Genomic DNA, 11,378 nt, shown 5'->3' with positions numbered 1-11,378 from the left:
GTGTGGGCGCTCGCCCCCCATCCGGGGCTGCGCGCCGCGTACGGGGCGGCAGGACGCGCCGCCGTCGAAGGGCGTACCTGGGGCGCGGTGGGCGAGCAGCTCGTCGGCCACTACGCCGAGGTGCTCGCGACGCGGACGGCGGTGGCGGCATGAGGGCGGCGGCATACCGGGAGGCGGCGGCTTCCCGGGCGGCGGCTTCCCGCGGGGCGGCGCGGTCCGGCGCACGGGCCGCGGAGGGGCTGCGGATCGTGCGGCTCGCCAACTTCGTCGCGCCCTCGTCGGGCGGACTGCGCACGGCACTGCGCGAATTGGGCCGCGGCTACCTGGCGGCCGGGCATGAACCCGTCCTCGTCGTTCCCGGCGAGCGGGCCTCGGTGCGCGACACCGAGCAGGGACGCGTGCTGACCGTGCCGGGCCCCGTGCTGCCCGGCACCGGCGGCTATCGCGTCCTCAAGGACCGTGTGCGGGTGGCCCGGCTCCTGGAGCGCCTCGCCCCCGACCGGCTCGAAGTCTCCGACCGCACGACACTGCGCTGGACCGGCGCGTGGGCCCGCCACCGCCGCATCCCGGCCGTGATGGTCTCCCACGAGGCCACCGACGCCGTCCTCAGGACCTGGGGCCTGCCTCCGGGGGCCGCGCTCCGTGCCGCCGACGCGCTCAACTCCCGTACCGCGCACGCGTACGCGCGTGTCGTGTGCACCACGGAGTGGGCGGAGCGGGAGTTCGTCCGCATCGGGGCACGCAATGTCGTACGTGCGCCGCTCGGCGTCGACCTGGAACGACGTCACCCGGGGCTGTACGACGCCCGCGTGCGGGCCCGCCACGCGCGCGTGGACGAGGTGCTTCTCGTGCTGTGCTCGCGGCTGTCCGTGGAGAAGCGCCCTGGCACGGCCCTCGACGCCCTGGAGGCGCTGCGCGGGCGGGGCGTACGGGCTGTGCTCGTCGTGGCGGGGGACGGCCCCTTGCGCGGCCGCCTCGAACAGCGGGCGCGCGAGCGGCGGTTGCCGGTGACCTTCCTGGGCCATGTCGCGGACCGCGCGGCCCTGGGGGCGCTGCAGTCCGCGGCCGACGTCAGCCTGGCGCCGGGCCCCTGCGAGACGTTCGGCCTGGCGGCCCTGGAGTCCCTGGCCTGCGGAACGCCGGTGGTGGCCAGCGCTTCGTCGGCGCTGCCGGAGATCGTGGGCGGGGCGGGCGCCGTCGCGAAGGACGACGGCAAGGCGTTCGCAACCGCCGTCCAGACACTTCTTGCGCGACCCGAAGGCCAACGCCGGGAGTCGGCACGCGCGCGTGCGGAGTGTTTCGGCTGGGAAGGGGCGGTAGCCGCGTTCTTGGCCGCACATGAAGCGCCACTTGGTTGTGGGCAGGCGTCCCGCAGGGCGGGACGGGTGGGCACAACCCCGCTGCCGGGCACGGATGCACCTGGCGCAAGGGCAAGTACGGCAACGGACACCGGGTACGCCTCATGAGCCCCCTGCGTTTCGTGGCCATGGGCGACTCCCTCACCGCGGGGATCGGGGACCCCGTGGCGGACGGCTGGCGGGGCTGGGCCGCACTGCTGGCCGCAGGCCTGGCCCCGCCCGGTGGCGACGACGCCGAGTTCCACAACGTCGCCGTCAGCGGCGCCCAGACCTCCGACGTCCTCAAGAGACAGCTGCCCGCGGCGCTCGAACTGCGCCCCGACATCATCTCCGTAGTCGTCGGCGTCAACGACACCCTCCGCTGCACCTTCGACATCCACGCCGTGGCCGCCCGCCTCGATCAGATCTACGCCTCCTGCGCGCAGCAGGGCGCCCTGCTGCTCACCGCCTGCCTGCCCGACCCCGGCGCCATGCTCGGCCTGCCGGGCGCCCTGGCCCGCCCGCTGGCGAGGCGCCAGCGCGGCGTCAACGCGGTCGTACACGCGCTGTCCGAGCGGTACGGCGCGGTGCACCTGCACGCGGCGGAGGGCGACTGGGTGGCCGACCGCGGCCTGTGGAGCGCGGACCGGCTGCACCCCGGCGAGCGCGGGCACCGGCTGCTCGCCGCCCGCTTCCACGCACTGCTCGCGGCACGCGGCGCCGCGGCCGGCAGCCCGCCGTCCCGCGAGCCTCAACTCCCGCAGCCCACCCGGTCGGCGAGCATCTGGTGGCTGGCCACGGCCGGCACCGGATGGGTGGCGCGCCGGTGCACCGATCTGCTGCCCCAGCTGCTCACCCTCGCCGCCGACGAGGTACGCCACCAGGTACGGGGCAGCAGCGCCCGCCTCGACCTGACCGCCAGCCACGGAGTGGCCACGGCCCTGGCCGCGCTCTCGGCCGCCGAGCAGCCGGACGCGGCGTAGTGGCTCTCGCGTACGCGGCTCTCACGTACGCGGCGCTCAGGTACGCGGCGCCCCGGTGACGAACCGCAGCGGCGTGCCCGGCACCGCCTGGGCGGCCGCGCCGAGGTCGGCCTCCCTGACCACCGCGATCACCGGGTATCCGCCGGTCGTCGGGTGGTCGGCGAGGAACACCACGGGCCGGCCGTCCGGCGGCACCTGGACCGCGCCGAGGACCATGCCTTCGCTCGGCAGCTCGCCGGTGAACGCCCGCTCCAGGGACGGGCCTTCGGTGCGCAGGCCGATGCGGTTGCTCGCCGGCGACACCCGGTACGCGCGCGTGGTCAGCGTGCGCACGGCGCCGGACGTGAACCAGTCGGCGCGGGGTCCGGGCGTCACCCGCAGGACCAGTTCGTGCGGTGGTGCCGGGTGCGGGACGGTGTCCACGCGCGCGTGGGGCGCGACAACGCTCCCCAGGGGCAGGACGGTTCCGTCCGCAAGGAGCGGTGGGCCGAGCCCGGAGAGCAGGTCCGTGGAGCGGCTGGCGAGCACGGGTTCGACGGCGACGCCGCCGCCGAACGCGACGTAGGACCGTACTCCGGAGACGGCCGCCCCGATGTCGAGCAGCGCCCCGGCCGGGACCCGCACGGGCGCACCCCAGGCCACGGGACGGCCGTCGACGCGCACCGGGCAGGGCGCGCCGACCACCGCCACCGTCACCTCGCAACGAGGGCGTACGGAACAGCCGTTGAGGGTGGTCTCCAGGACGGCGGCGTCGGGCGGGTTGCCGACCAGGCGGTTGGCCAGGCGCGCGGCGGCCGGATCGAGCGCTCCGGAGCGCGGCACCCCCAGGTGTGCGTGCCCGGGGCGGCCCTGGTCCTGCACCGTGGTCAGCGCACCGGCCCGTACGACGGCGAAGGCACGGTCGGTCATCGTGCCTCCGGGACGAAGCGCACCCGTACGCCGGGAGCGAGCAGCGCGGCGGGCACGCGCGCGTGGTCCCACAGCACGGCATCGGTCGAACCGATCAGCTGCCAGCCACCGGGCGACGGGCGCGGGTACACCCCGGTGTACGGCCCGGCGAGGGCGACGCTGCCGGCCGGGACGGTCGTGCGCGGAGTGGCCCGGCGCGGTACTTCGTAGTGGCCCGGCAGCCCGGTCAGATAGCCGAAGCCGGGCGCGAATCCGCAGAAGGCGACGCGGAATTCGGCCGCCGAGTGGATCCGTGCGACCTCCTCGGGCGGCACACCCCAGCGCGTCGCCACCTCCGCCAGGTCGGGGCCGTCGTAGCGGACCGGGATCTCCAGGACCGCCTCGTCGCGCGCCGAGAGCGGCGGGATCTCCAGGCCGGCGAGCTCCGCCCCGACGCGGCCGGGGTCGTCAAGGCCGTCAAGGAGCACCGTGCGGGCCGCGGGCACGAGTTCGCGCACCCGGATGAGTCCCGCCGCCCTGCGGCGCAGCAGCTCGGCGTGGAGCGCCTGCGCCTCGGTCCCGTCGGCGAGTTCGACGAGCAGCGCCCGGCCGCCGACCGGAAGCACCCTCACGCGAACGCCTCGACGCCGACGCCCGCCGCTGCGAGCCGGGCCCGGATCTCGCGGGCCAGGCCCACCGCCCCCGGAGTGTCGCCGTGCAGGCACAGCGAACGCGCGCGGACGTCGATCCGCCGCCCGTCCTGGGCGGCGACGGTCCCGGACCGGGCCATGGAGACCGAGCGTTCGACGACGGCGGCCTCGTCCGTGATGACGGCGCCGTCCAGGCCGCGCGGCACGAGCGTGCCCTGCGGGGTGTACGCGCGGTCCGCGAAGGCCTCGGTGACGACGGGGAGGCCCGCCTTGCCGGCCACCTCCAGGAAGCATGACCCGGGCAGTCCGAGCACCGGGAGCGTGCCGTCGGCGAGCAGCACGCCGTCGACGACGGCACGCGCCTGGTCCTCGTCGTGGACGACGCGGTTGTAGAGCGCGCCGTGCGGCTTCACATACGACACGCGCGTGCCCGCCGCCCGTGCGAAGACCTCCAAGGCGCCGATCTGGTACGCCACTTCGGCCGCCAGCTCGTCGGGCGGCACGTCCATCGCGCGCCGCCCGAAGCCCGCCAGGTCGCGGTAGGAGACCTGCGCGCCGATGCGTACCCCGCGCTCGGCCGCCTGTGCGCAGACCCGGCGCATGGTGGCCGCGTCCCCCGCGTGGAAACCGCAGGCCACATTGGCGCTGGTGACCACGGAGAGGAGCTCCTCGTCGTCGGTCAGGCGCCAGCGGCCGAAGCCCTCACCGAGGTCGGCGTTGAGGTCGATCACGGCGTCGGCCCGCGGTCCTGCAGAGGCGTCGGTCATCTACGTAGGTCTCCTGTTTCGCTGTTTCCGTGCCCGGCGGTCACCCCGCTCAGGCCACCCGGTACTGCTCGTCCCTGGCGTCGGTGATGAACATCTGGCCCGGCGCGTGGGTGATGGCGAACGGCGGCCGCGAGGCCATCACCGCCGCCTGCGGGGTCACCCCGCAGGCCCAGAACACCGGGATGTCACCGGGCTCGGCGGCCACCGGATCACCGAAGTCCGGACGGTCGAGGTCGTCGATGCCGAGCCCCGCCGCTTCACCGCAGTGCACCGGGCCGCCGTGCACCGCGGGCAGCAGCGAGGTCTCCCTGATCGCCGTGGCGAGGTGCTCGGGCGGCACCGGGCGCATCGACACCACCATGGGGCCGTGCAGCCGGCCCGCGGGGCGGCAGGGGCGCGCGGTCACGTACATGGAGACGTTGCGGCCCTGCTCGATGTGGCGCATCGGGATGCCGGACTCGGTCAGCGCCCACTCGAAGGTGAAGCTGCAGCCGATGAGGAACGACACCAGGTCCTCGCGCCAGTGCCCGACCACGTCGGTGGGCTCGGCCGCCAACTCGCCGTGCTCCCACACCCGGTAGCGCGGCAGATCCGTGCGCAGATCGGCGCCCGGGGCGAGCGGCGTGGTCCAGGAGCCGGCATCCGTGACGTCGAGGACCGGGCAGGGCTTCGGGTTGCGCTGGCAGAACAGCAGCATGTCGTACGCCCAGTCGGCGGGGACGGAGATCAAGTTGGCCTGCGTATGGCCCGCCGCCCAGCCCGCGGTCGGCCCGCTCGCCCCCGAACGGAAGTGAGCGCGGGCCTGCACGGGGTCCTTGAGCACGGTGGACGCCCCGGTCACAGCAACTCCTTGCCCTGCGTCTCGGGGAGCCCGAGCAGGGCGAGCACGGCGATGCCGTAGCCGATCGCACCGAAGACCAGCGCACCGCCGACGCCCCAGCTGTCCGCCAGGAAGCCGACCATGGTGGGGAAGACGGCGCCTACGGCGCGCCCGGTGTTGTAGGTGAAGCCCTGGCCCGTGCCGCGCACGGCGGCCGGATACAGCTCGCTGAGGAACGAACCGAAGCCGCTGAAGATCGCCGACATACAGAAGCCGAGCGGGAAACCGAGCACCAGGAGAAGGCCGTTGGCGCCGTCGGGGATGTTCGTGTACGCCAGGATGCTGGCCGCGGAGAGGAACGCGAAGAGCGTGATGTTCCGTTTGCGGCCCAGCACATCGGTGAGATAGCCGCCGGCCAGATAGCCGATGAAGGCACCGGAGATGAGGAAGGTGAGATACCCGCCGGTGCCGACCACGGTGAGCCCGCGCTCGGTCTTCAGGTAGGTGGGCACCCAGGTGGCGAGCGTGTAGTAGCCGCCCTGTACGCCGGTCGAGAGCAGCACCGCGAAGAGGGTGATCCGCAGCAGTCCGGGCTTGAAGATCGCGGTGAACGAGCCCTTGTCGGCGCTCTTCTGGCGTTCCGCGGCCGCTTCGGGGGCGTCGTGGACGTTGCGGCGTACGTAGACGACGAGCAGGGCGGGCAGGGCGCCGGTCCAGAACATCACGCGCCAGGCGATGTCCTCGTCCAGGAACTGGAACACCAGGGTGTAGACGATCACCGCGAGCGCCCAGCCGACCGCCCAGGCGCTCTGGATCGCGCCGAGCGTGCGGCCGCGGTTCTTGGCGGTGGCGTACTCGGCGACCAGGATCGCGCCGACCGCCCACTCGCCGCCGAAACCGAGGCCCTGGAGGGCGCGGAAGACCAGCAGCGTCTCGTAGTTGGGCGCGAAACCGCAGGCGACGGTGAAGACGGCGTACGTGATGACCGTGATCATCAGCGCCTTCACGCGGCCGATCCGGTCGGCGATCACTCCGGCGACCGCGCCGCCGATCGCGGAGACGACGAGCGTGACCGTGGTGAGCAGGCCGGTCTGGCCGCTGTCCAGGCCGAAGTACGCGGCGAGCGCGACCATGCTCAGCGGCAGCGTGAAGTAGTCGTAGGAGTCGAGGGCGTAGCCCCCGAAGGCGCCGGCGAAGGCGCGGCGGCCGCGCGGACCGAGGTCGCGCAGCCAGCCGAACGCGCCGCCGCTTTCGGGGAGTTCAGCCGCGGCGGGGCGTGCCTCGGTGGAGACGGCCTGTGGTGGAGGGGGCGTGCTCATGGGCACCTCGCAGGAGGGGGACGGAGGGTGCGGAGTGGGCCGAGCGTGTCGCGTGGGTCGGGCATCGCGGGTCTACGGAGCGGGTGGGGGCCGTGCCGTGCCCGCCAAGGTAGAGGATCGTTGAACGATCCCTCAATACCCATGTTGTTTCGTTTTTGTATCTGCGATTGAATCCGGGCATGACCGAGGGAATCGCTGGCGCGAGCGGACTGGCCGACGACCGGGCGCTCCTGGGGCGCACGAGCACGGCGGAGCGGGTCTCGGACATCCTTCGCAGCCGGATCGCGGAGGGTTACTTCGCGCCCGGGGTGCGGCTGTCGGAGGACAGCATCGGCGGCGCCCTCGGTGTCTCGCGGAACACGCTGCGCGAGGCCTTCCGGCTGCTCACGCACGAGCGACTTCTCGTCCATCAGCTCAACCGCGGGGTATTTGTCCGAGTTCTCACCATTGAGGACGTGGAGGACATCTACCGCACCCGGCGCCTCGTGGAGTGCGCGGTCGTCCGCGGACTCGGCGACCCGCCCTTCGCGCTCGACGGGCTCGCGGGCGCCGTCGCGGACGGCACCAAGGCGGCCCGCGAACGCGAGTGGAAGGGCGTCTCCACCGCCAACATCCACTTCCACCGCGAGCTGGTCGCGCTCGCCGGCAGCGCCCGCACCGACGAGGTCATGCGCAGCGTCTTCGCCGAACTGCGCCTGGCCTTCCACGTGGTGGACGATCCGCGCCGCCTCCACGAGCCGTATCTCGTACGCAACCGGCAGATCCTCGACACCCTCCGGGCCGGGGACGCCGCCGAGGCCGAACGGCTGCTCGCGGAGTATCTGGACGACTCCCGCAACGGGCTCGTCGAGGTGTACGGACGCCTGCTGCCGACCGAGGCCTGAGCCGGTCGCTTCTGCGCCGTTTCGACCGGTGTCAGACCGAGGACCTAGTCTGTGCACCGTGACTTCGCCTGCCGTTACGGACACCGCTCCGCCCCAGCTCAGCGCGGGGCCGAGGCCCGCTCTGGGCCCGGCCGCCGACGAGGGCCTGGCGCGGCGGCTCCGCGCGCTCGCCTGCACGGCGCCGCTGCACGACCTGGACACGCGCAAGGCCAACCTGGCGGGCGAGTACACCGTGTACGCGATGGCGGAGGTGGCTCTCTCCGCCATCGACCTCGTCACGCTCAACATGGACTTCGACACCGGCGCCGACCATGAGCAGATAGTGGCCAGGCTGCTCCCGCGCGTCGCCGCGCAGGCACCGCGCCGCCCCGCCGCCGAGCACGAGCGGGTGGCCCGCTGGGTCCTGGAGAACCTGATCAACGTCGGCAGCGTCGACCGCGGCTTCCGCGCCGTGTACGGCACCTTCGCGCCCGACGGCACGTATGTGCGCAGGGACTACGACTTCAAGCTGATCGAAGAGGTGCCCGGTTACGGGGGCGGCGTCTACCTCCGCACGACCGACGAGGCGGTCAACGTCCTGGTGGGCGCCCTCGACACGGACGTCACCAGCGCCCAGATCGCCGCCGAGGTGAAGCTGGAGGTGCTGATCAGCCGCGGCCGTCTCGCCGACGCCCAGCTCGCCGCCGAGCAGGCGCGCTACCGGACCGTGCAGTATTCGGAGACCCTCCGCAAGGCCCTCGACGCGACCCGGCGCAATGTCCGCGCGGTGGACTGGCTGCAGGCCGTCCCCGACATGATCGCCGAGGCGCTCGACCACGTCGCCGACCGCTACCGCCACGAGAACGCGATCCTGACGAACATCCGCAAGGCCCGCGACGAGACCGAGGACCCCGAGCACAAGCGCCGCGCCGCCGAGCTGGTCGACATCGTCAAGGACTGCATCCGCCGCCACACGCAGCTGCAGTCCCGGCTCCTCGAAGCGGGGCCGCTGTTCCGCGCCGAGCAGGACCGCCAGGCCTTCGCGGCGCCCACCGCCCGCACCGGCCTCGACCTGTACGGCCAGCTCGTCGCGCCGCTCCTGCCGCTCCCGGTCGAGCAGGCGAGCCGCGTCACGGGCGCCTTCTTCGCGCGCGGGACGGGGCTGCGCACACCCGTCTCCGTACGGGTCGGGGACCTGGTCGACATACTGCTCACGCCGCCGCAGGAGCGCGAGCACCTGGGCGTGGAGATGCCCGAGCCCGACCTCATCGCGACGCCCGACGACAGCCGCTTCAGCGAGGAGCAGCTCGCGAGCGCCATGGAGCTGCTCGACCTGCCCGCCGACGCGCCCCGCCGCCTCTCCGGACTGCTCGCCGACGCCCGCGGCCGCGACGCCGAACTGCCCTATCTGGTCGCCCTCCTGGCCGTCCACGCGGCGAGCCCGCCGGTCGGCACCGCCTACCGCCAGGGCGAGGAGAAGCTCCTGTTCGCCGTGGACGACGGCACGGAACTCGACGACCCGGAGTTCGGCGGCGCCGACCTCATCGTGGGCACGGCCCTGCTCGACGCCGCGGGCATGGCCGCCGACCGGACGGAGGCCGCGTGAGCAATCCCGCCACTCCCAGGACTTTCCCGTACGACCGCCGCAAGGAGCACAAGCCGTGACCGATCACCCCGCAGAGCACGCCGCGTGGGGCGAGCCGGGTCCCCCGACGGCGCCTGCGGCGCCCGCCGCGACCGCGGCCGTCACCCCGGCCGACGCCGCCGACGCCGCGCGCCTTGTCGCCTTCGGCCTGCAGCCCAAACTGCAGCCCGCCCGCGACCAGGAGTACGCCGAGCTCCTCCGCCGGTACCGCGAGGACCCGCCCTTCGCGCGGCTCGCCGACGCCGTCGCCGCCGGGCTCGGCCTGGTCGTCCTTGAGGTGTCCCCGCGCGCGGGCATGGCCGTGACGGCCGCCGAGGACTCCGTGTTCGCCGTCCGCATGGGCGACTACGCGCGCAGGACCGCCGCCGACTCCACCGACCGCTTTCTGCACGGCCTCGCCCATCTCGCCGTCGCCGCCATGGCGTTCCCACGTCCCGAGGACCTCGCCGACGACGGATACATCGGCCGGGTCACGGTCAACGGCGTGGACGCCTTCGTACGCCAGGCCTGTCACCGCCTGGAGGAGCGCGCCGAGGAGCAGGGCGAGAACACCGACCCGGCGACCGACGCCCCCGGCCTCGAAGCCGCCTGGCGGATCTGGGCGCGGCGCAGCTCCACCGGTGCCACCAAGGACGCCCGGCGGCTCGCCGGTTCGACCACCGGGATCATCGGCAAAGCCGTCGCGTTCCTCACCGACTCCGGGTTCCTGCAGCGCACGGGCGACGACTCCGGTGGTACGTACCGCACCACCGCGCGCTATCAGCTGCAGGTCCGCGACATGGCGGGCGGTGCGGCCATGGCCGAGCTCATCGAACTCGGCATCGTGCCCGTCACGGACGGGTCCGCGACCCTGTTGCCCCCCGACGAGACCGACGATCTGGAGCTGGCCGCCGACGCGGGCCTGCCGTTCCACTCCTGACGTCACCGCCCACGCCCGACGCCGCTCCCCTTCAACTTCCTGCCGTTCCCCACGACTTACGACGAGAGTCCGCCGCCATGTACGAGCTGTCCCGGGTCCGCCTCTACTCCATCGGCCCCGCCGGTGCGCGCTACGCCGACACCGTGCTTGACCTGCGCGGCGTGGGCGCGGAGGTGCCCGACCCCGCGCCCGCCCAGGCGGAGTTCTTCGAGGAGGAGCCGGTCGGCCCGCCGCGCCGCCCGGCTCCCGCGGGCGTGCTCTTCCTGGAGAACGGCGGCGGCAAGTCCGTCCTGCTCAAGCTGATCTTCTCGGTGATGCTGCCGGGTCACCGCAACACGCTCGGCGGCGCAAGCTCCGGCGTCCTGCGCAAGTTCCTCCTCGCCGACGACTGCGGGCACGTCGCCCTGGAGTGGCAGCACACCCTGACCGGCGAGTGCGTCGTGGTCGGCAAGGTCAGCGAGTGGCGCGGGCGCCAGGTCTCCAACGACCCGCGCAAGTTCGCCGAGGCCTGGTACTCGTTCCGGCCAGGACCCGGCATGAGCCTGGACTCGCTGCCCGTCGCCGAGTCCACCGCCGTGCGGCCCCCCGTGGAGGGCGCGTCGGGCGCCCAGGGGCGGCGGCGCACCATGAAGGGCTTCCGTGACGCGCTGACCGAGGCGGTCAAGGCGTACCCCCACCTCGAAGTGCACTGGGAAGAGATCCACGACCGCTGGAACGAACACCTCGGCGACCTGGGCCTCGACCCCGAACTCTTCCGCTACCAGCGCGAGATGAACGCCGACGAGGGCGAGGCCGCAGGACTCTTCGCGGTCAAGAAGGACTCCGACTTCACCGACCTGCTGCTGCGCGCCGTCACGGACACCCGCGACACGGACGGCCTCGCCGACCTGGTCCATGGCTTCGGCAACAAGCTGGGGCGCCGCTCCGAGCTCATCGCCGAGCGGGACTTCACCGCCGGGTCCGTCGATCTGCTCGGGCGGATCGTCGACGCAGCCGAAACGCGGGCACGCGCGCGTGACGTGCACGCGGGCGCCGAGCGGCGCACCCGGACGCTCGCCCGCCGGCTCTCCGCGCGGGCCGTCGCCGAGCGGGGCCGCGCCGCCGAGCTCGCCGAACGGGTCACCGCGGCCGCGCACACCGTCACGACGGCCGAGCAGGCACGCGGCAGGTCCGCGCTGATCTCCGCC

At 73.7% G+C, this 11,378-nt stretch carries 10 protein-coding genes and 2 pseudogenes; 7 read left to right on the top strand and 5 right to left on the bottom strand.

Features of this window, described 5'->3' with window-relative positions:
* The 3 genes and pseudogenes from ACFWY6_RS38870 to ACFWY6_RS38860 all read left to right on the top strand — a co-directional run.
* Positions 1–153 (top strand): annotated as a pseudogene (locus ACFWY6_RS38870) (glycosyltransferase family 1 protein); the annotation flags it as partial.
* Positions 150–1,466 carry a glycosyltransferase gene (locus ACFWY6_RS38865; RefSeq protein WP_384700683.1) on the top strand — a complete coding sequence of 439 codons (1,317 nt, stop codon included), beginning with the start codon at positions 150–152 and terminating at the stop codon, positions 1,464–1,466. The pseudogene ACFWY6_RS38870 and the gene ACFWY6_RS38865, both read left to right, overlap by 4 nt.
* Positions 1,463–2,320: an SGNH/GDSL hydrolase family protein gene (locus ACFWY6_RS38860; protein WP_384700681.1), complete on the top strand. Its 858-nt coding sequence runs from the start codon at positions 1,463–1,465 to the stop codon at positions 2,318–2,320. The genes ACFWY6_RS38865 and ACFWY6_RS38860 overlap by 4 nt, the downstream gene beginning before the upstream one ends.
* Positions 2,321–2,356: 36 nt before the next feature.
* Here ACFWY6_RS38860 and ACFWY6_RS38855 read toward each other — a convergent pair whose 3' ends face one another.
* From ACFWY6_RS38855 to ACFWY6_RS38835, 5 genes are read right to left on the bottom strand one after another with little or no spacing between them, the layout of a single operon-like run.
* Positions 2,357–3,229, bottom strand: a complete 873-nt coding sequence (locus tag ACFWY6_RS38855; RefSeq protein WP_384700679.1) for a biotin-dependent carboxyltransferase family protein — start codon at positions 3,227–3,229, stop codon at positions 2,357–2,359.
* Entirely contained in the window at positions 3,226–3,840 is a 615-nt protein-coding gene (locus ACFWY6_RS38850) for an allophanate hydrolase subunit 1 (protein WP_384700677.1), read from the bottom strand. The genes ACFWY6_RS38855 and ACFWY6_RS38850 overlap by 4 nt, the downstream gene beginning before the upstream one ends.
* Positions 3,837–4,625: a LamB/YcsF family protein gene (locus tag ACFWY6_RS38845; protein ID WP_384700675.1), complete on the bottom strand. Its 789-nt coding sequence runs from the start codon at positions 4,623–4,625 to the stop codon at positions 3,837–3,839. Before ACFWY6_RS38845 ends, ACFWY6_RS38850 begins: the two co-directional genes overlap by 4 nt.
* 49 nt (positions 4,626–4,674) lie before the next feature.
* Positions 4,675–5,466 carry a putative hydro-lyase gene (locus tag ACFWY6_RS38840; protein WP_384700673.1) on the bottom strand — a complete coding sequence of 264 codons (792 nt, stop codon included), beginning with the start codon at positions 5,464–5,466 and terminating at the stop codon, positions 4,675–4,677.
* Positions 5,463–6,764: an MFS transporter gene (locus tag ACFWY6_RS38835; RefSeq protein ID WP_384700671.1), complete on the bottom strand. Its 1,302-nt coding sequence runs from the start codon at positions 6,762–6,764 to the stop codon at positions 5,463–5,465. Before ACFWY6_RS38835 ends, ACFWY6_RS38840 begins: the two co-directional genes overlap by 4 nt.
* Before the next feature lie 179 nt (positions 6,765–6,943).
* Here ACFWY6_RS38835 and ACFWY6_RS38830 point away from each other — a divergent pair, with 179 nt between their 5' ends.
* The 4 genes and pseudogenes from ACFWY6_RS38830 to ACFWY6_RS38815 form a co-directional block, all read left to right on the top strand.
* Positions 6,944–7,648, top strand: a complete 705-nt coding sequence (locus ACFWY6_RS38830; protein ID WP_384700669.1) for a GntR family transcriptional regulator — start codon at positions 6,944–6,946, stop codon at positions 7,646–7,648.
* Positions 7,649–7,706: 58 nt separating this feature from the next.
* Positions 7,707–9,233 carry a hypothetical protein gene (locus ACFWY6_RS38825; RefSeq protein WP_384700667.1) on the top strand — a complete coding sequence of 509 codons (1,527 nt, stop codon included), beginning with the start codon at positions 7,707–7,709 and terminating at the stop codon, positions 9,231–9,233.
* Positions 9,234–9,288: 55 nt separating this feature from the next.
* The gene (locus tag ACFWY6_RS38820; RefSeq protein ID WP_384700665.1) at positions 9,289–10,191 is read left to right on the top strand and encodes a hypothetical protein; all 903 of its coding nucleotides are present in this window, start codon (positions 9,289–9,291) and stop codon (positions 10,189–10,191) included.
* Between the two features lie 77 nt (positions 10,192–10,268).
* Positions 10,269–11,378, top strand: a pseudogene (locus ACFWY6_RS38815) (hypothetical protein); the annotation flags it as partial.

The organism is Streptomyces sp. NPDC059037 (assembly GCF_042740015.1).
Classification (GTDB): Bacteria; Actinomycetota; Actinomycetes; order Streptomycetales; family Streptomycetaceae; genus Streptomyces.
The sequence above is the reverse complement of the archived record's forward strand: the minus strand, read 5'-3'. Positions and strand labels throughout refer to the sequence as shown.

Coding starts and splice junctions, on each gene's coding strand:
- ACFWY6_RS38845 (WP_384700675.1), bottom strand. CDS start 4,625: ATGACCGACGCCTCTGCAGGACCGCGGGCCGACGCCGTGATCGACCTC.
- ACFWY6_RS38855 (WP_384700679.1), bottom strand. CDS start 3,229: ATGACCGACCGTGCCTTCGCCGTCGTACGGGCCGGTGCGCTGACCACG.
- ACFWY6_RS38835 (WP_384700671.1), bottom strand. CDS start 6,764: ATGAGCACGCCCCCTCCACCACAGGCCGTCTCCACCGAGGCACGCCCC.
- ACFWY6_RS38860 (WP_384700681.1), top strand. CDS start 1,463: ATGAGCCCCCTGCGTTTCGTGGCCATGGGCGACTCCCTCACCGCGGGG.
- ACFWY6_RS38830 (WP_384700669.1), top strand. CDS start 6,944: ATGACCGAGGGAATCGCTGGCGCGAGCGGACTGGCCGACGACCGGGCG.
- ACFWY6_RS38865 (WP_384700683.1), top strand. CDS start 150: ATGAGGGCGGCGGCATACCGGGAGGCGGCGGCTTCCCGGGCGGCGGCT.